At 40.9% G+C, this 24,747-nt stretch carries 23 protein-coding genes, 1 tRNA gene and 2 pseudogenes; 19 read left to right on the plus strand and 7 right to left on the minus strand.

The window, feature by feature from the left end:
- A pseudogene (locus AXW61_RS17710) lies at positions 1 to 275 on the plus strand (hypothetical protein); the annotation flags it as partial.
- Here the strand turns inward: AXW61_RS17710 and AXW61_RS13780 are convergent.
- Positions 254 to 330, minus strand: a tRNA-Ile gene (locus AXW61_RS13780). The pseudogene AXW61_RS17710 and the gene AXW61_RS13780 sit on opposite strands and share 22 nt — an antisense overlap.
- 646 nt (positions 331 to 976) lie before the next feature.
- Between AXW61_RS13780 and AXW61_RS13785 the strand changes: the two genes are divergently transcribed.
- Positions 977 to 1,549 carry a 1-acyl-sn-glycerol-3-phosphate acyltransferase gene (locus tag AXW61_RS13785; RefSeq protein ID WP_062034771.1) on the plus strand — a complete coding sequence of 191 codons (573 nt, stop codon included), beginning with the start codon at positions 977 to 979 and terminating at the stop codon, positions 1,547 to 1,549.
- A 262-nt stretch (positions 1,550 to 1,811) separates the two neighbouring features.
- Entirely contained in the window at positions 1,812 to 2,561 is a 750-nt protein-coding gene (locus AXW61_RS13790) for a YebC/PmpR family DNA-binding transcriptional regulator (protein WP_004693421.1), read from the plus strand.
- A 52-nt stretch (positions 2,562 to 2,613) separates the two neighbouring features.
- Here the strand turns inward: AXW61_RS13790 and AXW61_RS13795 are convergent, their stop codons facing one another.
- The 3 genes from AXW61_RS13795 to AXW61_RS13805 all read right to left on the minus strand — a co-directional run bounded on the left by AXW61_RS13795 (position 2,614) and on the right by AXW61_RS13805 (position 4,608).
- Positions 2,614 to 3,090 carry a GrpB family protein gene (locus AXW61_RS13795; protein WP_205630090.1) on the minus strand — a complete coding sequence of 159 codons (477 nt, stop codon included), beginning with the start codon at positions 3,088 to 3,090 and terminating at the stop codon, positions 2,614 to 2,616.
- Positions 3,091 to 3,093: 3 nt separating this feature from the next.
- Complete coding sequence (locus AXW61_RS13800; protein WP_004693423.1) at positions 3,094 to 3,564, minus strand: Lrp/AsnC family transcriptional regulator; 471 nt, start codon at positions 3,562 to 3,564, stop codon at positions 3,094 to 3,096.
- A gap of 279 nt (positions 3,565 to 3,843) precedes the next feature.
- Positions 3,844 to 4,608, minus strand: coding sequence for a glutathione S-transferase family protein (locus tag AXW61_RS13805; protein WP_005399594.1), 765 nt, complete (start codon positions 4,606 to 4,608; stop codon positions 3,844 to 3,846).
- A 380-nt stretch (positions 4,609 to 4,988) separates the two neighbouring features.
- On the opposite strand from AXW61_RS13805, the gene AXW61_RS13810 reads away from it, so the two are divergent.
- The 10 genes and pseudogenes from AXW61_RS13810 to AXW61_RS13855 all read left to right on the plus strand — a co-directional run.
- Entirely contained in the window at positions 4,989 to 6,191 is a 1,203-nt protein-coding gene (locus AXW61_RS13810; RefSeq protein ID WP_062034756.1) for an SfnB family sulfur acquisition oxidoreductase, read from the plus strand.
- 10 nt (positions 6,192 to 6,201) lie between these two features.
- Positions 6,202 to 7,425: an SfnB family sulfur acquisition oxidoreductase gene (locus AXW61_RS13815; protein WP_062034757.1), complete on the plus strand. Its 1,224-nt coding sequence runs from the start codon at positions 6,202 to 6,204 to the stop codon at positions 7,423 to 7,425.
- Entirely contained in the window at positions 7,425 to 8,843 is a 1,419-nt protein-coding gene (locus AXW61_RS13820) for an LLM class flavin-dependent oxidoreductase (RefSeq protein ID WP_062034758.1), read from the plus strand. Before AXW61_RS13815 ends, AXW61_RS13820 begins: the two co-directional genes overlap by 1 nt.
- A 22-nt stretch (positions 8,844 to 8,865) precedes the next feature.
- Positions 8,866 to 9,708 carry a MetQ/NlpA family ABC transporter substrate-binding protein gene (locus AXW61_RS13825; protein WP_062034759.1) on the plus strand — a complete coding sequence of 281 codons (843 nt, stop codon included), beginning with the start codon at positions 8,866 to 8,868 and terminating at the stop codon, positions 9,706 to 9,708.
- A 9-nt stretch (positions 9,709 to 9,717) separates the two neighbouring features.
- Positions 9,718 to 10,554, plus strand: coding sequence for a MetQ/NlpA family ABC transporter substrate-binding protein (locus AXW61_RS13830; RefSeq protein ID WP_062034760.1), 837 nt, complete (start codon positions 9,718 to 9,720; stop codon positions 10,552 to 10,554).
- Positions 10,555 to 10,565: 11 nt separating this feature from the next.
- On the plus strand, positions 10,566 to 11,636 hold the full coding sequence (locus tag AXW61_RS13835) for an ATP-binding cassette domain-containing protein (protein ID WP_062034761.1): 1,071 nt from the start codon (positions 10,566 to 10,568) through the stop codon (positions 11,634 to 11,636).
- The gene (locus AXW61_RS13840; RefSeq protein WP_004693438.1) at positions 11,617 to 12,276 is read left to right on the plus strand and encodes a methionine ABC transporter permease; all 660 of its coding nucleotides are present in this window, start codon (positions 11,617 to 11,619) and stop codon (positions 12,274 to 12,276) included. The genes AXW61_RS13835 and AXW61_RS13840 overlap by 20 nt, the downstream gene beginning before the upstream one ends.
- A gap of 312 nt (positions 12,277 to 12,588) precedes the next feature.
- Positions 12,589 to 13,245 carry a haloacid dehalogenase type II gene (locus AXW61_RS13845; RefSeq protein ID WP_240487472.1) on the plus strand — a complete coding sequence of 219 codons (657 nt, stop codon included), beginning with the start codon at positions 12,589 to 12,591 and terminating at the stop codon, positions 13,243 to 13,245.
- 145 nt (positions 13,246 to 13,390) lie between these two features.
- Positions 13,391 to 14,482 (plus strand): redox-regulated ATPase YchF, encoded by a 1,092-nt coding sequence (ychF, locus tag AXW61_RS13850; protein WP_004693442.1) that lies wholly within the window; start codon positions 13,391 to 13,393, stop codon positions 14,480 to 14,482.
- Between the two features lie 198 nt (positions 14,483 to 14,680).
- Positions 14,681 to 14,995, plus strand: a pseudogene (locus tag AXW61_RS13855) (hypothetical protein); the annotation flags it as partial.
- 59 nt (positions 14,996 to 15,054) lie between these two features.
- Here the strand turns inward: AXW61_RS13855 and AXW61_RS13860 are convergent.
- Complete coding sequence (locus tag AXW61_RS13860) at positions 15,055 to 15,594, minus strand: Mpo1-like protein (RefSeq protein ID WP_062034764.1); 540 nt, start codon at positions 15,592 to 15,594, stop codon at positions 15,055 to 15,057.
- Between the two features lie 117 nt (positions 15,595 to 15,711).
- Here AXW61_RS13860 and AXW61_RS13865 point away from each other — a divergent pair, with 117 nt between their 5' ends.
- Entirely contained in the window at positions 15,712 to 16,407 is a 696-nt protein-coding gene (locus tag AXW61_RS13865) for a Crp/Fnr family transcriptional regulator (RefSeq protein ID WP_010326580.1), read from the plus strand.
- A 302-nt stretch (positions 16,408 to 16,709) separates the two neighbouring features.
- On the opposite strand, the gene AXW61_RS13870 is transcribed toward AXW61_RS13865, so the two are convergent.
- Positions 16,710 to 17,192: a hypothetical protein gene (locus AXW61_RS13870; RefSeq protein ID WP_062034765.1), complete on the minus strand. Its 483-nt coding sequence runs from the start codon at positions 17,190 to 17,192 to the stop codon at positions 16,710 to 16,712.
- A gap of 101 nt (positions 17,193 to 17,293) precedes the next feature.
- Between AXW61_RS13870 and AXW61_RS13875 the strand changes: the two genes are divergently transcribed.
- From AXW61_RS13875 to dapC, 5 genes are all read left to right on the plus strand, one after another.
- Positions 17,294 to 18,046 (plus strand): AzlC family ABC transporter permease, encoded by a 753-nt coding sequence (locus AXW61_RS13875; RefSeq protein ID WP_062034766.1) that lies wholly within the window; start codon positions 17,294 to 17,296, stop codon positions 18,044 to 18,046.
- Positions 18,043 to 18,390, plus strand: a complete 348-nt coding sequence (gene ygaH, locus AXW61_RS13880) for an L-valine transporter subunit YgaH (RefSeq protein ID WP_062034767.1) — start codon at positions 18,043 to 18,045, stop codon at positions 18,388 to 18,390. The genes AXW61_RS13875 and ygaH overlap by 4 nt, the downstream gene beginning before the upstream one ends.
- A 233-nt stretch (positions 18,391 to 18,623) precedes the next feature.
- The gene (purT, locus tag AXW61_RS13885; protein WP_171254086.1) at positions 18,624 to 19,838 is read left to right on the plus strand and encodes a formate-dependent phosphoribosylglycinamide formyltransferase; all 1,215 of its coding nucleotides are present in this window, start codon (positions 18,624 to 18,626) and stop codon (positions 19,836 to 19,838) included.
- Positions 19,839 to 19,866: 28 nt separating this feature from the next.
- The gene (gene glnD, locus AXW61_RS13890) at positions 19,867 to 22,533 is read left to right on the plus strand and encodes a [protein-PII] uridylyltransferase (protein ID WP_062034769.1); all 2,667 of its coding nucleotides are present in this window, start codon (positions 19,867 to 19,869) and stop codon (positions 22,531 to 22,533) included.
- 24 nt (positions 22,534 to 22,557) lie between these two features.
- The gene (gene dapC / locus AXW61_RS13895; protein ID WP_062034770.1) at positions 22,558 to 23,727 is read left to right on the plus strand and encodes a succinyldiaminopimelate transaminase; all 1,170 of its coding nucleotides are present in this window, start codon (positions 22,558 to 22,560) and stop codon (positions 23,725 to 23,727) included.
- Between the two features lie 58 nt (positions 23,728 to 23,785).
- Here the strand turns inward: dapC and AXW61_RS13900 are convergent, their stop codons facing one another.
- A complete protein-coding gene (locus AXW61_RS13900; RefSeq protein ID WP_240487473.1) occupies positions 23,786 to 24,655 on the minus strand; it encodes a TonB-dependent receptor in 870 nt (289 codons plus the stop codon).
- Between the last annotated feature and the right edge of the window lie 92 nt (positions 24,656 to 24,747).

Consider the following 24,747-nt stretch of genomic DNA (forward strand, 5'->3'; position numbering starts at 1 on the left):
TTGGTTGTACGATAGATTTTAGGTGTGGGCTTATTCATTTGCGAATTATATTGCCGAATAAGACTTTATCGGTAGGTTTGTGCAACAAAGCCGTGCAGAATGAAAAACAAATTAGTGCAAAAAACCGAAAACTTACATATAGACCAACGAACTATCGAACGGTTGGACCACAAAAAATAGACCGAAAAACCGATGGTCTGAAAATAGAAAATATTAAAAAACCTCATAACTCAAAGAGTTACGAGGGTGAATTTGGTGGGCCCAGACAGACTTGAACTGTCGACCAACGGATTATGAGTCCGCTGCTCTAACCAACTGAGCTATAGGCCCTAATATGCTGAATTTGTTATATATCAACAAGTTCAGGCGAAATGAATACTATCGAAGATTTTTTCAAAAGACAAGCTTTTTCATACATGGTTGTACACTATCCAAACAATCAGGGAAATTTACATCATCAAACTGACATATCAGGTCTTTCACGATCTTTGAATTACATACTAAGACTCAAAAGCACTTATAAATACTAGAATAATAAAATTTAATTAAATTGGATAAAAACTAAATACTGGCTTCTTCTTTTTTTCGTGAGTCAATTAAAAACTCAATAATTGACCAAATAACAACCAAAGAAAAGAGAACTATTGCACATACAAAAGTCGAAAGATAAGCCATTTTAACAATCCTGAACTTTGTTAAACCAAAGTTAAAGTGTGAAAATGCACACTTTAATCTTAGACCAAAGTCTAATCTGTCATTTAGATTATGAATAGTGATATTTTCATTTTCACCGTATTTATTTTCTATTTGATTAGATTTAAAACATCTTAGTGTTCAATTCTTGCCCTCTCCTTGTTCAACTGATGAGGATTCAAGCCCATTCATAAAAGTGGCAAGTGTAATCAAGTAGGACTTGACTCAAACCGTAAACAAGCAGACATTAGCCTCTTTAAAAAACACTTGTATTTTTATGCTCATGTTAAAAAAATTCATTGGTGAGTCTGCGTTTAAACTCGCAGGCTGGAAATATCATGTAGAACCAAACGTTTTGGAAGACAAGCAAGTCATTATTGGATTTGAACATACTTCTATGTTGGATGCTGTCTTGTCACTGGCGATTTTTCAAATCTACAATATGAAAATCCATACTCTGATTAAAAAAGAATTATTTAAAGGGCCAATGAAGCCCATACTCGAAGCCATTGGCGGTATCGCAGTCGATCGTAAGTCAAATAAAGACATTGTGTCTCAAATGGTTGAACACTTTAGCCAAAATGAAAAATTCAATTTAGTCATTGCACCTGAAGCGACACGTGCCAAAACAGGTGAAGTACGCAAACCTATTCGTACTGGGTTTTGGCATATTGCTAAAGCAGCCAATGTGCCTATTGTGCTGATGTACGCGAACTCAAAAACCAAGCAAGGTGGTATTTTTGGAAAAATCTACCCAACAGATCTAGATCATGACTTAGCGCTTATTAAAGCACTTTATAAAGAGCATGTTGGTTTAGATATTGAGATTCCTAAACCTAAGACTGCTGCACAATAAGGTCGTTTAATTAACCTAAAAGAATGTGAAAACCCAATTCTTTTAGGTCTCTGTGGGTGTTTCCCAACAGTTAATTTTTAAAGTGAACTTCCTTTACAAGGTAAATTTTAAATAACTGGCTTTATTTCAAACAATTTTAATTCTTTTTTTGTTTGTTCAGGCGATTTTCAGAAAAACACCTACTTTCGCATAAAAAAGTGCTTATGGTAGAATTTGCACAATTTGATAGGCACAAAGCCAATCTACAAGGAGCATATTTCGCATGGCGGGTCATTCCAAGTGGGCCAATATTAAGCATCGTAAAGCAAAACAAGATGCTAGCCGTGGTAAACTTTTTACCAAATTTATTCGTGAATTAACAACTGCTGCAAAGCTTGGCGGTGGTGATGCTGCAAGCAACCCACGTCTTCGTGCGGTTGTAGAAAAAGCACTTTCTGTAAATATGACACGTGACGTCATCAACCGTGCAATCCAACGTGGTGCTGGTGGTGAAGATAACGATGATTTAAAAGAAATTACCTACGAAGGTTATGGTGTTGGTGGAGTTGCAGTTATTGTAGAAACCATGACTGACAACTTAAACCGTACTGTACCAGATGTCCGTCACTGTTTCTCAAAAACAGATGGTAACTTAGGCACAAACGGTTCAGTTGCTTTCTTGTTCACAAAACGTGGTGAGATCACTTTTGAAGATGTATCTTTAGAAGATCAAATCATGGACGTGGCACTTGAAGCAGGTGCTGAAGATATCGAAGTCGATGAAGATGAAATCTTAGTCATTACTACACCTGAATCTTTTGGTGATGTACAAGATGCTTTAACTGCTGCAGGTTTAAAATCGGACAATGCTGAAGTGGTCATGAGCCCTTCAACTAAAGCCGAAATCACCGATATCGACCAAGCGAAAAAGATTATGAAAATGATTGATATGCTTGAAGATTTAGATGATGTACAAAACGTATATACCAACGTTGAATTCTCTGACGCGGTATTGGCAGAATTAGACGCCTAATCTACTGCTTTATAAAAATGCGTTCTCAAACATAACTTTGAGAGCGCATTTTTTATGGCTGATTGAATACACTTTCAATAAATTTTGCTTTTTTAGATCGATATTCATCCATCGTTAAATATTGGCTGTCTTGTTTTAATTGGTTATACGCCATGACTAAATTCTGATTTTTCAACAAGCGATCACGAAAGATCAAAAAACTTTGCCACTGAGAGTTTTTCACAACCAATTGAATAGCAACATCATCCTGCTGTAGCGACTCTAGCATACACAGTTCATGCGTTCTTAAAGTATCAAGCTTTTCAACAAAACCTAAACTGGAAATACTAATGATGGCTGAGTCAAAATCTACAGCATCAACAGCAACATAAATATCCAAATCACCTTTAGAAACTGCATAAGGAATGGCAGATGAACCAATATGTTCAATCTGTGCTTTGGGTATGATAGCTAAAAGTTGTCGCTGATAGTATACAAATTTTTGATGGCAAGATGCTTGATACTCAGTAGCTGCATAGAACCTCAGCATACGCTAAACCTTGCTCAACAAACCGCTACAGTTAAAAACGTTATATTCTTTAATCACAAAGCTTGAGTGCAGTGCCACCACATGTTCGATTTTACCAATGCGTTTGAGTAAAATATCACTATAGTTTTCCATATCTCTTGCCACAACTTCAACGATAAAGTCTGCCGACTGCCCTGTCACTAAAAAGGCATTGGTCACTTCAGGAATATTTTCTAGCTCTTCTAAAAACTTGGAAAAAGTGTCGGTATCGTGCTTGCTCAAAGATACTTGGAGTAAAACATGTAGACTAAAACCGAGCTTTTGATAGTTAATATCACGCTTAACTTTGGTCATAATGTCGTTATCAATGAGGTGCTTAATACGACGATGTACTGAACTGACCGATAGATTAATACGCTCTGATAATTCGTTTAGATTGATATCTTCATTACTTAAAATTTCTAAAATTTGCTTATCAAAACGATCTAATTCCATTATTTAACTCTCATGACAACTTATGTTTATAGGTGTTTATTTTATATTAAGCATTTCAAATGAAAGATAAAGCTTATTTGCATTTTTTCTCATATATTTTGAGATTGATAAAAAGATATCAGCTTTTTCAAACAAAGAGTGCCATGATCTTTTACAAAGTTATAAATAGACTGAGAAAATTTCTATTCAGCTTCTATAAATCATGATATTGAAAATACAAGAAAGGCAAAGATTGTCTGTATTACACACAACCTTTACCTTGTTTGGCTTGAGCTTATTTTAAACGCCGCGCCAGTCGACTCGAGCATTGCGCTCAGTTTGATAGACTCTTAAAACATACTGCCCCAAGGGTAAATTGGTTAAATAGGTTTTATAAGCACTAAATTCTTCAGATAGACTTTCCTCATGGTCTTTTTCCCAAGGTGTCCCCTTAATCTCCAGCACAGGCGCCAACATCGAACACACAGCAATATCCGCCAAACCTAAACGATCCCCGACAAAGTAACGTCCATGATTAGCAATTAACTTTTCATTCAAGACCTCAATTAAACGCTGCATTTCAACTTTCGAATGCTCTATTTTCTCTACATTCAACTCATAGCCTTTCGACATCAAAGTTTTCATTAAAGGTTTGGTGTATTTTTCAAATTTACGTAAATACCCCTTTTCACCCAACATAATCTGTAGCGATTGATCGTTATCGGACAATGCATGCGCCAATCCCCAACGACGCACATGCAATCCCAAATCATTGGCTAACGCATTAACATCTAAAGCCTCTTTACGAAGCTGTGCTTCATTACGTAACAGTCGATGTTCTGGATAACGCTCATCAAGATATAACGCAATCTCGGTGGTATCAGCGACCCATTTGTCCTGATCACGCAAAATAGGCAGTTTATTTTGCCCTGTCTTTAACTGTGCAAAAGCCCGGTGAACCCCAGGCACCACATTTTGTGCGACAAAATCTAGCTCTTTATGATCGAGCAACCAGCGAGCTTTCTCACAAAAATGAGATAAAGGAAACTGGTATAAAGTTCTCATAAATGCTCCACATTTATTTTTCTATTTTGGCTTTTCAGAAAAGCCATCTATTTCAGTTGGATACTTTAGTCACTGTATTTAGGATTTACAATGTACTTTTTACTCAAAACTGCCTAGCAAATGTTCAACAGTCTTTATCAAATTTATACATTTTTTTCTCTACAATATCTCAAATCTTGATAAGTAAGACTTTGATCATCCCATTCAGTCCTCAGTTAAATTGGTTATTCCTTATTTTTCAAATCCTTAACATATCATCTAAATGATTAAACTTAGCATATTTTATTTTTAAATTTTTAGCTGCTAAGTAATTCAAAATCCTTCATTTAATCATTCAAGCAATCCCAAGTAGCGTATAGGCATTAAGTAAAGGTGCTTTTATGTCTCATACACTCTCTAAAAATATTCACGTGATACAAAATGATCAGGATGCGATTAATGCAGCCTATCATGTCGCTGACTTTGCCTTAGAAGGTCGGGATCAACGTGATCAGAACCGTCAGCTTCCTTTTGCTGAAGTCGAGTTATTTAGCCAAAAAGGATTAGGCGGGATTCGTATTCCTCAAGCTTTTGGAGGCGCATTTGTTTCCAACAAAACCTTAGCTCAGGTTTTTCGCATTATTAATAAAGCCGACTCAAGTGTTGGCCAAATTCCACAAAACCAAATTGCGCTGCTCAACATGATTGATATCTTGGGCAGCGAACAACAAAAACAGTTTATTTTTAATGAAATATTAAACGGCAAACGCCTTGCCAATGGCGGCCCCGAACGAAATACCAAAGACACTAAAACCCTGAGTACGACATTAAGTATTGAAAATGGTCGTTACTATGTCGATGGTGAAAAGTTCTACTCTACAGGCAGTAGCTTTGCTCATTGGTTAGCCATTAAAGCCATCCACCCTGAAGGATATGTGGTACTGACGCTTGTTGATGCCACAGCACAAGGCATTGAAGTCATCGATAACTGGAACGGTTTTGGTCAGCGTACAACTTCAAGCGGCACAGTAAAATTACAAGGGGTTGAAGTCGATCCACTACTTATCTTTGATGAGCGGAAACTGGCTGAAGACGTCAATTATCGCGGTGCTTTCTCGCAGTTAATGCAAGTTGCGATTGATGTCGGTATTGCAGAAGCCGCATTCGAAGACACTTTATCAGCAGTTAAAAAAGCCCGACCAATTGTCGATGCGCAAGTTGAGAAAGCCAGTTTTGAACATTACACCTTACAAGAAGTCGGCAAATCCGCAGTCCTGTTAGATGCCGCTATCCTACTGCTCGATGAAGCTGCTGAATATTTAGATGAGCTCGACCAACTGAGCGTTGTCAGTGCCGAACAAGCAGCTAAAGCTTCCATTCTAGTCGCCGAAGCTAAGGTCTATGCCAATGATGCTGCACTACAAATTTCTGAAAAACTCCTAGAGCTTGGCGGCAGTCGTTCGAGCCTAAGCCAACATAATTTAGATCAACATTGGCGCAATGCACGTGTGCATACCTTACACGACCCGATCCGCTGGAAGCTGCATGCACTAGGTAACTACTATTTAAACAACACTTTTCCTGCTCGCCACGCTTGGATTTAAGGAGAACGTCATGACTTCATTTCAACCTATTCTTCCACTTCAATCCAAAAATGCAGCGTATGCACATATTATTCAAAGCGATGCCGAAGCCTTAGAGATTGCCAAAAATTTAGCTGAGCAGTTTAAACAACAGGCTATCCAACGTGATGCGGAACGAATTTTGCCTTTTGAGGAAATCGAGACCTATAGCCAATCTGGCCTTTGGGCCATTACTGTACCGAAGGAATTCGGGGGTGCAGATGTTTCCAGCTATACGGTCGCACAAATTATCGCACTAATGAGTGGCGTAGATGGTTCGATTGGACAAATTCCCCAGAACCATTTCTATGCCTTAGAGGTTTTACGTAACAACGGCACTGAACAACAAAAGCGTAAACTCTATGCAGAAGTGCTAAAAGGTGCACGCTTTGGTAATGCCTTGGCAGAGTTTAAAACTAAAAACGCAACACAAAAACAAACTGCACTCAGCCAAACTGAACAAGGCTATGTGGTCAATGGTGAAAAGTTTTATTGCACAGGCAGTCTGTTTGCAGACCGCATCCCCACTTTAGTCAAAGATGCCGATGACAAAGAGTTTCTTGTCTTTATACCACGGAGTAGCCAAGGACTCGAACTGATAGATGATTGGTCTGGTTTTGGTCAACGCACCACAGGCAGCGGTACAGTCAAATTCAATCATGTCGCTGTAGTTGCGGAAGATATTGTTCCTTTCGATACCGTTTTTTCTAGACCGACTCTGGTTGGCCCTTTTGCTCAAATTATGCATGCTGCCATTGAAACAGGCATTGCGCGTGCTGCTTTTGAGGAAACACTGGTTCGTGTGCGTCAGGCTCGTCCGTGGATTGACTCTGCTGTTGAACAGGCAACCGATGATCCTCTAACACAGTTTGAACTGGGACGAGTAGTTGCCGATGTGCGTGCCAGTGAAGTCCTACTCAAACAAGCAGCCCGCTCAATCGATGCAGCCCGTCCCCATCCAACCATAGAGAACATTGCTAAAGCATCACTCGATGTAGCGAAAGTTCGTGCACACAGCACAGAAACCGCATTAAAAGCTGCTTCAAAATTGATTGAACTGGCAGGCAGTCGTGGTAGTCAGCGTGAAGATGGCCTAGACCGTTTTTGGCGTAATGCTCGTGTTCACACGCTACATGATGCCTCACGTTGGAAATATTACTTCATTGCCAATTATCTTCTTAACGGTGTACTTCCGCCACGCAGAGGGACATTGTAATGACACTATCATCTCAAAATAAAAACCCGAAACAAATCATCTTGAATGCCTTTGATATGAATAGCGTAGGTCATATCAATCACGGTTTGTGGACACACCCACGCGATGAGTCACATCGCTTTAATGAGCTCAGCTATTGGACAGATTTGGCGCAGACCTTAGAGCAAGGTTTATTTGATGGTTTATTTATCGCCGACATTACGGGTGTCTATGATGTTTATCAAAATGGTCTGGATTTAACCCTAAAAGAGTCAATTCAACTTCCAAGCCATGACCCAAGTACCCTCGTTTCTGCCATGGCTGCCGTTACACAGCACTTAGGTTTTGGTGTCACTGTAAATTTGAGCTATGAGTCGCCTTACCAATTTGCACGACGCTTTGCGAGCCTCGACCATCTAACCCACGGTCGTATTGGGTGGAACATTGTCACGGGTTACTTAGACAGCGCAGAACGGTTAATTGGTCAAAAAGGTTTAAAAGATCACGACTTGCGTTATGAACAAGCTGAAGAGTTTCTCGAACTTTGCTATAAATTTTGGGAAGGTTCTTGGGAAGACGATGCCGTACAAAAAGATAAGTTAAACCGTGTCTTTACCGATCCTTCAAAAGTTCATGCCATACAGCATCAAGGCAAATTTTTCCAAAGTCAGGGTGTTTTTCAGGTTTCCCCATCTATTCAGCGCACGCCTGTACTTTATCAAGCGGGCGCTTCAAGCAAAGGATTAGCTTTTGCAACTCAACATGCTGAAGCCTTGTTTATTGGTGCTGACACACCTGAAAAACTGAAACAGCAAGTCGATAAGATTCGTGCGCTTGCATTAAGCCATGGCCGTGATGAGCAAGCCATTAAACTCTTTGTTGGCATTAGTGTAGTGACGGCAGAAACGGACGAACTCGCACAAGAAAAACTGGCCGAATATATTCGCTATGCCAGTCCAGAAGCAGGTTTGGCGCATTTTTCCAGTTCAGTCGGAATTGATTTAGCGCAGTTCACAGATGATGAAGCGATTCCTTATAAACAAACCAATAGCATTGCCTCGGTCAATAACAAATTTAAAGAGCAAAAAGTTACGCGAACGGATTTGAAAGCCCAACATGTACTCGGTGGACGCTATCCACTGATCGTCGGGAGTGGAAAAACTGTAGCAAAAAAACTCATTCAGCTCTTAGATGAAACTGGCGTAGACGGCTTTAATCTCACACGAACCGTTGCCCCAGAGTCACATCAAGACTTTATTCGTTGGGTCATTCCAGAATTACAAGAGCGTGGCCGTTATAAAACCGCCTATGAAACAGGTAGTTTACGCCACAAATTATTCGCTCAAGGTGACCGACTGGCCGCAAACCACCCAATACAGCAGTATCGATGTCAAAGCTCGTGCGCTCATCCTAAAACACAGCAAAAACAAACCGCATAAATTTTAAAATACGAGAAATATCATGGCTCAAACTGCAAAAACAAAATTTACCGTTATTGGGGTAATTGTCGCTGCCATCGTCATTGCACTGGTGGCGTGGTCTTATCATAAAAAATCGAGTAACTCTGAATTGGTGATTGGGATCAGCCCACCCTTTGCCAATCCATTAAAGGTGGCTGTGGAAGAGGCGAAACAGCAAGGCATCAACGTCAAACTGGTGGAGTTTTCGGATTGGAATACCCCCAATGTCACGCTCAACCATGGTGATATTGATGCCAACTATTTTCAGCATCAGCCCTTCTTAGATAACGCCATCAAAGAAACTCAATTTAAACTGAAAGCACTGGATAAAGGCGTCACCACACACGTCGGTTTATATTCAAAAAAATATGACTCGATTGATGCGATTCCTGAAAATGCACGTACAGTTATTCCAAATGATCCAGTGAATCAAGGTCGTGCACTTTTACTGTTACAACAGGCTAAATTGATTAGCTTAAAAGACCCAAACAATCATCTATCGAACCTGCAAGATATTGTGAGCAATCCTAAAAAGCTCCAGTTTATTGAAGTTGAAGGTCCACAAACTGCACGTGCCGTTGATGATGCTGACTTGGTCTTTAGCTATCCACATTATTTACGTCTTGCAAAAACCATTGACCCAAATGATGCACTGATCTTAGATGACAACACCAATACTCTGTATTCGATTTTATTTGTGGTGCGTGACGACTACCAACAGCAACATCCAGAGAAAGCCGCGCAACTTGAAAAGTTCATCAAAATTTATCAAACATCTGACAAAGTTAAACAGACTTTGAATAGTGAAATTGGTGAAAAACTTTGGTTCCCAGGTTGGAAGTGAGTATAAGCCATGACGCAATCTTTCACTCAAAATCGAAAAAAATGGCTGATTGGCTTAAGCATCATCATGACAATTTTTGCTCTAGCGGGTTACCGCTATAGCAAAAGCCATGTGCAAGATGATGTCTTAACAATTGGTATTAGCCCACCTTATGCCGAACTGCTGCAAAGCGTGGCAGACGATGTAAAAAAGCAAGGCATTCAAGTCAAACTGGTTGAATTCTCTGACTGGCATGCGCCAAATGTTGCTGTGCAAAATGGTGACATTGATGCCAATTTTTTTCAGCAAAGTGTCTTTCTACGCAATGCGATTCGCGAAACAAATTATGATCTGCATGCATTCGCCACAGGAACAGGAAGTCATGTCGGACTGTATTCAAAAAAATATAAGTCCTTAGATGCACTACCAGCTCAAGCACGTGTGGTCATCCCGAATGACCCAGTGAATTCGGCGCGTGCACTGATTTTACTACATAGCGCAGGTTTGATTCAGCTCAAAGACATCAACAATGAACTGTCTACCGTAAAAGATATTGTGAGCAATCCTAAACAGCTTCAGTTCATTGAAGTCGAAGGCCCACAAACTGCCCATGCGTTTAATGATGCCGATTTAATTTTTGGCTTCCCGCATTATTTAAAAATGGCCAAGGTCACAGATCCGCATCATGCCCTTTTTCTTGATCCGATAGACAAGAAATACGCCATTTTATTTGTGACACGTAAAGACTATCCAGATCAAAACCAAAAACTTGCGACTTTTGTGCAAGCATTCCAAAACTCAAAACATGTTCAAGAAATTTTAGACCGTGATTTTGGCCAAGGTCTGTGGTTTGAAGGCTGGAAATAAGGAGAAAAAGAATGGTCAGCTTTGGTTCTCATGTGGATTTTTCAATTCCACATATCAAAATTCGTAACTTAAACAAACACTATGCAGTACAAGGGCATACTGTACATGCACTCAAAAATATTGACCTCGACATCCCGACAGGGAAAGTGTTTGGCATTATTGGCAAAAGTGGCGCAGGTAAATCTTCCCTACTCCGTACCTTAAATGGTTTAGAAAGTATCAGTGAAGGCCATATCCATATCCATCAACAAGACTTGGCCGCATTGAACCACGCTGAGCTGATTCAGCTCCGCCAACGCATTGGTATGATTTTCCAGCATTTTAATTTAATGTCTGCCAAAACAGTCTACGAAAATGTCGCACTGCCCCTCAAAGTGGCCAATTATCCCAAACAAGACATCGAACAACGTGTCAATGAAGTTTTACAGTTGGTTGGGCTAAGCGATAAGCTACAGCACTACCCATCACAACTGTCTGGTGGTCAAAAGCAGCGTGTCGGCATTGCCCGTGCATTGGTCCACCATCCTGAAATTTTACTCTGTGATGAAGCGACATCTGCTCTCGATCCAGAAAGTACCTCTGTAGTGTTGTCCCTACTCAAAGAGATTAATCAAAAGCTGGGTATCACCATTGTATTGATTACCCATGAAATGCAAGTGATTCGGGAAATCTGCGATCAGGTCGTGGTCATCGATGCTGGTGAAATTGTGGAATCAGGCGAAGTTTGGTCGGTGTTCTCTCAACCCCAACAAGGCATTACCCAAGAACTACTGAATCTAGAACAACTCGATTTGCCTTTTCGCTTAAATGCTGAACCTACGCAGCTCGATACACATGCCATTTTCAAAATTCGATCGACGTCAGATGCGCATCATCCACCTGACCTAAAACAGATATTGGAGCATTTTCCACAAACTGTACATTTGTATCAAAGTCAGGTCGACACCATCCAAAACCATTTAATTGGAACATTGGTTATTGCTGTCCCCACACTGGACTTAGAAATTCAATCGCTACTACAAAAACTAAAAGCGCATGTGACACATGTAGAGGTACTGGGCTATGCACGACCAACTCATTGATTTATTACTGACAGGCACCATCGACACCTTAATCATGGTCGGTGCATCTGCGTTTTTTGCCTTACTCATTGGTCTGCCAATGGCAGTGGTTCTGGTCAGTACCTCTGAGCATGGCATTTATCCCTCTAAAAGTATTAACCATAGCTTAGGCTGGTTGGTGAATATCACCCGTTCCGTTCCCTTCCTGATTTTGATGGTGGCCCTCATTCCACTCACCCGTTGGATTGTAGGCACCAGTTATGGTGTTTGGGCAGCAGTTGTCCCTTTAACCTTAGCAGCAACACCCTTTTTTGCACGAATTGCAGAAGTCAGTTTACGCGAAGTAGATCAAGGGCTGATTGAGGCTGCGCAAGCTATCGGCTGTAACCGTACTCAAATCATTTGGCATGTGTTGTTACCTGAAGCTCTTCCTGGAATTGTCGCAGGTTTTACCGTAACCATTGTGACCATGATTAACTCCTCTGCCATTGCAGGCGCAATTGGTGCTGGCGGTTTAGGTGATATCGCCTATCGTTATGGTTATCAGCGTTTTGATATGCAGATCATGTTGGCCGTGATTGTCGTGCTCGTGATTTTGGTGATGTGTGTACAAGCGATTGGAGACAATCTGGCAAATCAACTCGATAAAAGGAAAGTTTAATCCCATCTCCCACATCAAGTAGAGCACTATACTGTCCATTCACATTTTCTAGCCCCCTCCTTTTTCTAAGGAGGGTGTTTCAGTATGAAGTTCACTACTCATTTATAATCGCTTTTGATTTATGACAGCAATCTACTCAACTGAATCAACATTGTTTTTCTTTCAAATTCACATAGAAAATATGGCTCTGAATATACAGATAGAAATGAATAAGCTATAACGTATCCTCAAGCCTAAATAAGAATAACCACCTCAATATGCATCATTCCCCCTAAAATTAAAGTACTCGCTTTCGACATCTTTGGAACTGTCGTGGACTGGCATTCTTCAATCGTTCAAGAAGTGGAACATCTAGCCTTGAACATCGATGCCAACCAATTTGCATTAGACTGGCGAGCAGGCTATCGACCTGCAATGGATCAGGTTTTGTCAGGTCAGCAGCCGTGGACCTCCATTGATGATATTCACCGTCTCATTTTGGATGAGCTTTTAGCGAAATATCAAATCTCCACACTGACCGAAGCTCAAAAAATGGATTTAAACTTTATTTGGCATCGTCTCAACCCTTGGCCAGATACAGTCGCAGCACTCAATCAATTAAAACAAGATTATATTATTTGCACCCTTTCAAATGGCAACATTCGCTTATTGATCGATCTCGCAAAGTACGCAAAATTGCCTTGGGACACTATTTTCTCTGCTGAAAATTTCAAAGCCTACAAACCCTCTCCCAAAACATATTTAGGTGTCGCAGACTTTCTCAATATTGCACCGAATCAAGTGATGATGGTTGCCACTCATCAAGATGACCTTGCCGCAGCGCGTAGCTGTGGACTTCTGACAGCTTATATTGAACGCCCCTTTGAGTATGGTGCAGCTCAATTGAAAGACTCTAGTCCTTGCATAGACAATGATCTACATGCAACTGACCTCTTAAATCTGGTTTCTTTATTAAAAGAAAAGGCTTAAAAGGCTCGTACATAGGGCTTAAATGAGGAAGTTCTGCCCACAACATGATTTACAAATTTGATTCTTCTCCCCTGACACCTGACTTTGTCATGGCTTTCATGTAAAATCACTGGCAATTTTTATATAACACGTTGTGAGTTATTTCATGGGTTTTAATTGCGGTATTGTCGGCTTGCCGAACGTTGGTAAATCTACACTTTTCAATGCATTGACTAAAGCTGCTATTGCTGCTGAAAACTTCCCATTCTGTACCATTGAACCAAACACAGGCATCGTTCCTGTGCCAGATCCACGTTTAGACAAATTAACAGCGATTGTAAAACCTCAACGTGTGATTCCAACGACGATGGAATTTGTAGACATTGCAGGTTTAGTTGCGGGTGCATCTAAAGGTGAAGGCTTGGGGAACCAATTTCTTGCAAACATCCGTGAAACAGATGCGATTGCTCACGTTGTACGTTGTTTTGAAGATGAAAACGTCATTCACGTTAACGGTAAAATTGACCCGCTTGATGACATCGCAACCATCAATACGGAACTTGCACTTGCTGACTTAGAAACTGTGACAAAAGCAGTGACTCGTTTAGCAAAATCTGCAAAAGGTGGCGACAAAGAAGCGCTTGCAACCAAAGCGGTTTTAGACAAAATTTTACCTTTACTTGATGAAGGCAAACCTGCTCGTGCAGCTGACCTAGATGACGACGAACGTAAACTGGTTCGTGGTTTTGGTTTAATGACTTTAAAACCAACCATGTATATTGCGAACGTTGCAGAAGATGGTTTTGAAAACAACCCGCATTTAGATGCTGTGAAAAAACTTGCAGCTGAAGAAAATGCAATCGTCGTTCCGCTTTGCAACCAAATCGAAGCTGAAATTTCACTGCTTGAAGACGAAGACCGTGCTGAGTTCCTTGAAGCTTTAGGCATGGAAGAGCCGGGCCTAAACGTAGTAATTCGCGCAGGCTACGGTCTTTTAGGTTTACAGACTTACTTCACGGCGGGTGTACAAGAAGTTCGTGCTTGGACCGTTAAAGTCGGTGCAACTGCACCACAAGCGGCGGGTGTGATCCACACTGACTTCGAAAAAGGCTTTATCCGTGCTGAATGTGTTGCTTATAACGATTTCGTTCAATACAACGGTGAAGCAGGTGCGAAAGAAGCAGGTAAATGGCGTTTAGAAGGTAAAACGTATATCGTTCAAGACGGTGATGTTCTACACTTCCGCTTTAACGTATAAGCCATTTCGAATATAAAAAACCCGATACCCATCGGGTTTTTTATAAGCTTAAACCAAGCTTAAAAACAGCATTAAATAACATATGAACACCTGATCCCTTTGGATCTCACACAATATTATCACTTCTATTCTTTCGTATTATCGCTAATTTAATCACAGGCACTAATGCCTTCCTTGAACAAACGAAAATGAAAAAGATCAGCAGGTTTATTCACAACGCTTAGCGCTACAGCATTTGCATGCCCACAAGGAACAACTCTGTCGGGTGGTACAGGTGCAAATCATAAAGGTGGTAAGTGCGTCGCAACCATGAACGTGACGAAACATGATCAGGCAATGAAACAAGACAAAACAGTCAAACACGATCCAGCCATGAAGCAAGATAAAATGGCCAAGCATGATTCAATGAAAGCCAATGATATGACTAATAAATCCCATAAAGATGCTCATGCTCCAAGCCCGAATACACCCAAAGCTCAACCAGATACACATAAAGTCGCGAAGACATCTTAAAACAGCATAAAAAAAGCCAGTGAAATTCACTGGCTTTTTTTATCGATAAAATAATTCAGTTAGTGTGATGTCACAGAGACATGCTTATTATCCATTGCTGCACGCTGTTTACGCGCTTCATCTAACATACGTTGTTCGATGTCTTTTCTAAAACCAAGCATAAACACCATTTCCGCCAAAACAAATAATGGTCCGATAGCTAGGCCAATCACATCATCCATAAAGGCCGGTTTTTTCTTCTCATAGAAATGCCCGACAAACTGGAACGCCCAGCCGACGACAAAAATACCAATACTGAGACTTAACCAAAGCCCCAAATCAAACTGTGCAATTTTATAAGCCAATGGATAAGCCATGGTATAGATCACCAGCATGATCACACCAAAAATTCGATCTAGGCTTAAGTAGTAAACAATACTCGCTAAAATCAAAACCATCGCCAAGGTAATTTCAAAACTGCCAATAGTCATGCCAGCTCTTGCGGTTAAGCACATAATTGAAAACACAATCAACGGAATACCCACAAAGTGGGTCACGATATTTTTATGATCAAGATGATAAGCTGCATACTGACTTAATAATTTTTCTAATTTATTCATACTGTATTTCCTTATTGCATGATATTGATCACGATATAGAATAACTTTAAAGGAAAACAGCTCATAAAGTTGTCGTCGACCTGACAAGTTGCTCGATCAATCACGAAAGGACGCGGAATGCTGGAAGTTCAACATCAACAACAATTACTCAATAACAATTGGTTCGCCAAACTACCACAAGCCTATCAACAGTATATTGTGCAACATGCCAAATATATTGAGGTTGCAAAAGACCAAGCTGTTTTTCACTCTGGAGATTTATTTGATGGCATCTATGCAGTCTTGAACGGCGCAATTCGTTTAGGTCATGTCGACATTGAAGGTAAAGAAGCCGTTGCAGCAATCGCTGAACCGATTATGTGGTTTGGAGAAATTTCGTTAATAGATCAGCAACCGCGTTCGCACGATGCGATTGCTATTCAAAAAAGCACCCTGCTCCATCTGCCTAAACGCGATGTTGAGGCGTTTATCCAAGCTACCCCAGAATTTTGGTTTCATATTGCACAGCTTGCTTCACAGAAGTTACGCCTCGCTTTTTTAGAACTGATCGCAATCCAAAGTCAAAATATCAGTCAACGACTGGCTCAACGCTTACTGTTTATTTTAAGCGGTTATGGCAACCATCTGTCGATTACCAATGATGAAATCCATTTATCACAGGAGCAACTGGCTCAAATGCTGATGTGTTCACGCCAAACCATCAACCAAGAACTTCAAAACTTAGAAAAACAAGGAATACTGGCAATTGCTTTTAAAAAGATTAAGATTTTAGATCCTGCAATGCTGCATAAAATGGCACATAGCTCAGAATAGACAATCAAGCATGCTCCTTAAGAGCGCAATTCAATATAAAAAAGATGTATAAAAATATTGCTACACGGCGTAACGTCTTGACTATTTTTCTCAACGACTTTGGACTGCTGTGGCAGCATTTGACCAATAATTAATGTAAACATCACAACAACTAATTTTTTAAATTAACCCTTAAAATTCGACTTAATTCCGATATTTTACTGCATTGGGATAATTTACTATTTTTATTATATTTTTCATTAAAGCTACAACCATAAAAAAGCGAGTTTTAAAAACTCGCTTTTGGGCATGCTATATCAGTCTTAGACGCCTACTTTTTTAGGATCCGTATTGCCTAAACTTGGGTTATCAATTGCGCCCCGACATTGTGCTTTATCACGCTCATAATCGCTCTGTTTCTGTGCAACACTCGAAGCACCATCTAAGGTCTCACGTGCCCACACTTCTAAACTGGTCAAGGCTTTACGACACAGGGCGTATTTTCCTTCGGTCACCGAATCTGTCATTTTGACATTAATACGCCAGTCCGTACTGAGTTTACGTGCAGGATGACGGACTTTAGCTTCTATCTGATCCAGTTGCTTGTTATAGACCAAGCCATCTACTTCATTGATAAACACCCAAGTACGCTGGGCATATTCCGTAGCGTCATTGGTAATTTTTGGCGCAGCCTTAATTTCTACTTTTTGTTCAGGAGCTTGCTCTGACTGCCCACAAGCTTGCAAAAGTAAACTGCTTACAATGATTGCAGTCAGCCCTAAAGTACGTAATTCGAGCTTCAACATGGTTAAACGCCTCAACAAACAATTGGGCACTATGCTAGTGAATTCAGTTACAATACACAATCAATTTTGACCTATTGATAAAGTCTTCTTCAAGGTGTGTTGTGTCCGAACTTAATCCCACTCCTGCACAAGCTGCTGGCTTTTGGCAAGGGGCTAAGGATAGCCAAGCGATTATCTTTACCTATCTGCCTGTTTCTTTTGCCTTTGGTGTATCTGCAACCCAATTTGGCTTTAGTGCATGGGAGGCATTATTTTTATCCTGCTCAATGTATGCAGGGGCCAGTCAGTTTTTAGTGGTCGCACTATTGGGTAGTGGTACGTCTATTTGGATGACCGCCCTCACTGTAATTGCCCTAGATATTCGTCACTTACTCTATGGCCCTGCGCTACAAAACTTAATTCAAGATAAACTGAACCTAAAGAAAACTGCTATTTGGTCATGGGGGCTAACCGACGAAGTTTTTGCCTCAGGCATGATTAAATTATCGCAACGTCGCCAAGAGTGGTCTGAGTCTTGGATGCTGGGCTTAAGCCTGTTTAGTTGGCTCGCATGGGCTACAGGTTCTTTTCTAGGTGGAATGTTTGCAGACCAAGTCAGTCATTTACCCCAGTTTTTACAAGCCGCTCTAGACTTTCTATTACCTGCACTGTTCTTAAGTTTCTTATTGGCAGCTTTTGAAAAGAAACACACTTTTGTGGTGGCTGTGACCATTCTTGTATCTGCCATTGCCTGCTATTTTATTGACTTATCTGCTGCAATTTTTATTGGTATCAGTTCGGGTATATTTGCAGGTTTGTTTAAGCACTATGTACTGAAAAAACCAGATCCTGAACATATGGGAGGTCAACCATGAATATCGAAATTATTTTGGTCGGCATTTTAGTGGGTATTGCAAATTTTGCCTCACGCTTTGGCCCATTCTTCGTCATTCAAAAATTTCAGCAAGGTTCACAAAAGCGCGGTGCCTTATGGTTAAAAATTGCATTGGGTTCGATTGGTATCGCGGCGATCAGTTCGATGCTCGTGGTTGCCACCTTGCCACCACTGTTAGATACACCCAATAAAAGTTTTGCCATGTTGGTCGGCTTTATCGTATTAGCTGGACTTTATTTCAAGTTTAAGCAAATTGTCCCTGCCACACTCACCGCAGCACTGAGCTATGGTTTGGTTTATACCTATATTCCTATGCCTTTTTAACCCATATCTTTCATCCGTCAAAACCTGATGTGCTATTTGAAACGCTCAGCTATGCAAGTCATTTCCAGCTTGATTGGAAAAGTTTATTTAGCATCCTTTTGCATGAAAATTTTGACTTTGGAATGCACAGCTTTATAAGAAAAATTGTTGGACAATATCATTAATTTATGTGAATGAACCCTGAACACCTTTCAGAGTTCTGCTATGCTAAAAGCCCATAAAATCAAGCATGGATGATTTACATGAGCGTTACTATTGGTACTCCACTTCAGCCTTCAGCATTTAAAGTCCTGCTATTGGGTTCTGGAGAGCTTGGGAAAGAAGTTGTGATTTCTTTACAACGTTTAGGTGTAGAAGTTCATGCTGCTGACCGTTACAATCATGCTCCTGCAATGCAAGTGGCACACTATGCCTATACCTTAAATATGGCAGATGCGACTGCGCTTAAACAACTCATTCAGGACGTTCAGCCGAATTTAATTGTTCCCGAAATTGAAGCGATTGCAACGCAAGTATTGGTCGAAATCGAACAAGATAATATTGCGACAGTCATTCCCTCTGCCAAAGCGGTCAATTTAACTATGAACCGTGAAGGCATCCGTCGTTTAGCTGCGGAAGAACTGGGCTTACCGACATCGGCTTACCGTTTTGCAGATACTTTAGAATCTTTCCGTGCTGCATGTGATGACATTGGTTATCCAAACTTTGTTAAACCAGTCATGTCCTCTTCTGGTAAAGGCCAATCCCGCGTAAAAGAATTTTCAGAAGTAGATGCTGCTTGGGAATATGCACAAACAGGTGGTCGTGTAAATCAAGGAACAGTAATTGTAGAATCACAAATTGATTTTGATTTTGAAATTACGCTATTAACAGTACGTTCAAAAAACCCAGAAACAGGTGAAATTGAAACTTCGTACTGCGACCCAATTGGTCACCGCCAAGATGCGGGCGACTATGTTGAAAGCTGGCAGCCTCAAGCCATGACACCAGCGGCACTTGACGAAGCAAAGCGTATTGCCAATAAAGTCACCATCGCATTGGGTGGCTGTGGTATTTTCGGTGTAGAACTCTTTGTCAAAGGCGATAAAGTGTGGTTTAGTGAAGTATCACCACGCCCACATGACACAGGTCTTGTGACGCTTGCCTCTCAGTTCCAAAGTGAATTTGAACTACATGCACGTGCGATTTTGGGTCTACCTGTCAATACAGCACGTCATAGCATTGCAGCGAGTGCCGTCATCTATGCAGGCGTAGATGATAATAACTTATCTTTTTCTGGCTTAAATCTTGCTTTGGCAAATCCAAATACTGATTTACGCATTTTTGGAAAACCAGAAGGCTTTACACGTCGCCGTATGGGCGTTGCGACAGCACGTGCTGAAACAACCGACCAAGCGCGTGAACTAGCAGCACAAACTGCTGGACTGGTGAGCGTTCATCAAAATTAAGCATTGTTAAAATATACGGATACGGTTCATGATCAATACTTCTCCACTGCTTAACTATGTCAGCAGTAATCACGACATCAAAGCGATTAATCAATGGCGTAGTGATGTCGAAAATCAATTACAAGAAAGTTTTGATCATGGCCAATCCATCCGTGATGTCATTTTAACGCGTTCAAATATGATCGATGAAGCACTTATTTTCCTATGGAAATATGCAAAACTCGATCAGACAGACTTAAGTTTATTTGCTGTCGGTGGTTACGGTCGCCGAGAGATGCTGCCTTACTCAGATGTAGACATCATGATCTTGTCTGAGGATGAGTTTAGCGAAGAACAAGAGAAACTCATTTCAGTCTTTATTTCCTCACTTTGGGATGTCGGCAATTTCAAACCCGGTATTAGTGTACGTACCATTGCCAACTGTGTTGAACAAGCAACCTCCGACTTAACAGTTGCCACAGCCCTCATCGAATCTCGTTTAATTACAGGTAATGAACACTTAGCCAAATGGCCGCGACGCATTGTTTCACAAACATGGACAGACAAAACCTTCTATGATGCAAAAATGGAAGAACAGGCTAAGCGTTATGCACAGCATAACTTTACGGAAAGTAATCTAGAGCCCGATATTAAAAACGCGCCGGGTGGCATTCGGGACATTAACCAAATTGGTTGGATTGCTAAACGGCATTTCCGCGTCAACCGTATTTATGACTTGGTGCACTTAGGCTTTATTTCAGAGTTTGAGTTAGGGGTATTAGAAGAAGCCGAAAGCTTCCTCTGGGAAATTCGTCATCACCTACACCGCCTCACTAAACGTGATGAAAACCGTTTACTGTTCGACTATCAACGTGACATTGCTGCAAAGTTTGGCTATGTGCGTGAAGAAGGTAAATCACCGAATTATCCAATTGAACAATTCATGAAGCGTTATTATCGAAGCGCTCAACAAGTCACCACGCTGAATGAAATGCTGTTGGCTTATTTCAATGAATCTGTGATTACCCCACGCCTACCGAACTATGAGCGTAACATTGAGGAAATCAATGAAAATTTTAAACTGGTCGACGGCAAACTAGCCGTTCAACACCATAAGATTTTCTCTGAAAACCCAAGTGCTATTTTAGAAATTTTCTATATATTGGCCAATCGACCTGAAATTACAGGTATTCGCGCACGTACGCTACGTCTGTTAATTTTGGCAGCTAAACGCATTGACCAAAAATATAGAGATAATCCAGCACATCAAGCCCTGTTTATGGCCATCATTCGCTCACCCCATCGTTTATACGAAACCATGGTGGCAATGAAACGATATGGCGTTTTAGGCAACTACATTCCTGCGTTTGGGCAGATTATGGGGTTGATGCAGTATGACTTATTCCATATCTATACCGTAGATGCACATACTTTATTATTACTGCGCAACTTAAACCGTTTCAAAGAACCTGAGTTTGCTAAAGACTTCCCTGTCGTCAGTTCAGTGTTCCAACGTCTGGCACGTCGTGACATTGTTTATTTGGCTGCCATTTTCCATGATATTGCTAAAGGCCGTGGCGGAGACCATAGTGAGCTAGGTGCAACCGATGCGATTGAATTCTGTCGTAGTCATGGTTTTACCGAACGCGAATGCAACCTTGTCGCATGGCTCATCCAAAACCATTTACTCATGTCCGTCACTTCTCAAAAGAAAGACATTTCTGACCCCGATGTGGTTAAAGCTTTTGCTGAGAAAATGGGCGACATGGAACATCTCGACTATCTATATACGTTGACAGTTTCGGATATCAATGCAACCAATCCTTCACTTTGGAATACGTGGCGCGCATCTCTTATGCGTCAGCTCTATACCCATGCACGTGACGTGATTCGCTCAGGTTTAGGCCGTCCTGTGGACTATCAAATGCTCATCGAGGACACCAAGTTTTCTGCCAGCGAACAACTGGTCGAAGAGTTTGCTCTAGATAATGTCGAAAAAGTCTGGCAAGAACTGGGGGATGAATATTTCCTCAAAGAATCTGCTGATGAAATTGCTTGGCATACACGTGCTATTTTACAGCACGGTGACAACCCTGAACCACTTGTTTTGATGCGTGCACAGCGTAAATTTGCTCAAGATGCAGTACAAATCTTTATTTATACCCAAGATCAGCCCAATCTGTTTGCAACAACGGTTGCTATTCTCGATCGTATGAATTTGGACGTACAAGATGCGCGTATTATTACCGCAACCAAAGCATTTAGCTTAGACACTTATGTCGTTCTTGACCGTTTTGGTACGCTGCTAACCGACCCTGAACGTGAAGCAAAAGTGCTATCAGCATTAAAAGATGCATTAGCCAATTCAGATAAATACCCTGGGCTCATGCAACGTCGCATCCCTCGTCAGCTACGCCATTTCGACATTGAAAACACCGTTGATATTACGCTGAATGAAGCACTGCAACAAAACATGGTTGAAATTGCAACACTTGACCATCCCGGCTTACTTGCCAAAGTAGGCGGGCTGTTTATGATGCAAGGATTAGATATTCACTCTGCTAAAATTGCCACCCTAGGTGAGCGTGCCGAAGATATTTTCTTTGTCACCAAAAAAGATGGTCAACCCATGACTGAAACTGAAGCTGAAACTTTTGCTGCACAACTAAAATCAGCCTTAGATGAAGCCTCTAGTCAGGTCTGTGGTCAACATTAACAATACACACTGGTATTTTGTTTCATGAACTCGAGTTTATCCCTTTTACACCCTTATCCTTTTGAAAAGTTGAATAAACTATTTCAGGATATTACTCCCGCAGACTTACCCCTCATTCCATTATCGATTGGTGAGCCTAAGCATCCTGCACCCGAGTTTGTGAAACAAGCCATTATCGATAATTTTCAGCATTTATCGACCTATCCAAACAGTAAAGGTATACCCGAGTTACGGATCAGTATTGCAAATTGGCTGACTCGTCGTTTTCAACTCAATCAGATTAGTGCAGAAAACAATATATTGCCTGTTTCGGGCACCCGTGAAGCAATCTTTTCTTTTGTACAGGCATTGGTGAATCGTGAAGACGGGCCTTATGTGGTTATGCCTAACCCGTTCTACCAAATTTATGAAGGTGCCGCTTTACTTGCTGGGGCAAAACCGTATTTTGTAAATTGTACCGAAGAAAATGGTTATCTCGGTGACTTTGATTCTGTGCCTGCTGAAGTCTGGGAGAAAACAGCCCTGTTATTTGTCTGTACACCGGGTAACCCAACAGGTGCGGTGTTATCAAAAGAACAATTCAAAAAATTAATCGAACTTTCAGACCAATATGGTTTTGTCATTGCATCGGATGAATGCTATTCAGAGCTTTGGTTTGATACTGCACCTGTGGGCTTACTCGAAGTTTGTGCTGAAATTGGCCGAGACGACTACAAAAACTGTGTCGTATTCCACTCACTGTCTAAGCGCTCAAACTTACCAGGTATGCGTTCTGGCTTTGTCGCGGGTGATGCAGCATTGCTCAAGCCTTATTTGCAATACCGTACGTATCATGGTGCGGCGATGCCTGTACAGCACCAATTGGCTTCGATTGCAGCATGGGATGACGAAGCGCATGTTGAAGCAAATCGTGTGCAATATCGTGCAAAATTTGATTTATTTCAAAAGGAATTGGGCCATATACTGCCCCTACAAAAACCAGATGCAGGTTTTTACTACTGGTTAAAAGTCGATAATGACGAAACTTTTGCAAAAATGCTCATGGAAAAAGCACATGTCAAAGTGCTTCCTGGACGTTATTTGTCACGCGATACTGAGCAAGGTAACCCAGGCGAAAACCATGTACGTCTTGCGCTAGTTGCAGATCTTGCACAGTGTGAACAAGTCATTGCTCGCCTTAAAGCAATTTTATAAATAAGCTCATCTAAAAAAGAAAACCTCCTATAAAGGAGGTTTTCTTTTTTTCATTCGATTAAAAATCAAATGATGCACTTAAAGTAAATGTACGAGGTTGTGCCAGTGTTAAGTATGTATAATCATTGGTACTTGCTGAAGCCCAATACTCTTTATCAAATAAGTTAGTAATACCAAAATTAATCACTGTTGGAACTTGATTGATCTGGGTTTTATAATTCGCCCCCACATCTACACGCGTCCAATCGTTTAATTTTAATGTATTCGCATTATTTGCGTACTGACTACCGGTATAAACGACGCGACCATTAATTGAAACATCTTGTGGTACAGGTAATTTCCAATCTGCTTCTACATTCGCCTGAAACTCTGGCACACCAATCACTTGGTTGCCATCAAACAAACCTTGATACGTTTCTTTTTGCTCTGTATCAATCCATGTAGCACCACCTAAGATACGAACTGCATCGGTTAATTGACCATAGGCATTAAATTCAATACCCTGATGAATATTTTTCGCATCAGTGAGTTGAGCTGAACCTGCTGTATTTACAGCAGCTTTACGACGCTCAGTGTTGAAGTAATTTAAACCACCACCAATTGCACCATTTTCATATTTCAAGCCAATTTCTTTTTGTTTGGACACAAAAGGATCAGCAACATAATAGTTACCAGTACTGCTGTCTAACAGACCATCACCTTGTACCAAAGCTTCGACATAGTTGCCATAAACCGCCAATTCAGGCGTGATTTTATAACTGATGCCTAATGCAGGTGTCACTTTATCTTTATTGATATTATATAGATATGTACCATAAGAATAGACATCTTGATCAACTTCTTGATAACGTGCACCTAGCATTACGGTCAAACGATCATCTAAAGCGGAAATATTATCCCCTAAAGCCACACTTCTTAAAGTCGACATGTTAGCGGCAGTGTAAAAATAACCCCCTAACGGCATTTAAAAACTGACCCCCTTGGTTAATATAGCGGTCATTTTGGACTGCTCAACATGTT

Origin of the sequence: Acinetobacter sp. BMW17 (assembly GCF_001592855.1) — a bacterium.
Lineage (GTDB): Bacteria > Pseudomonadota > Gammaproteobacteria > Pseudomonadales > Moraxellaceae > Acinetobacter > Acinetobacter johnsonii.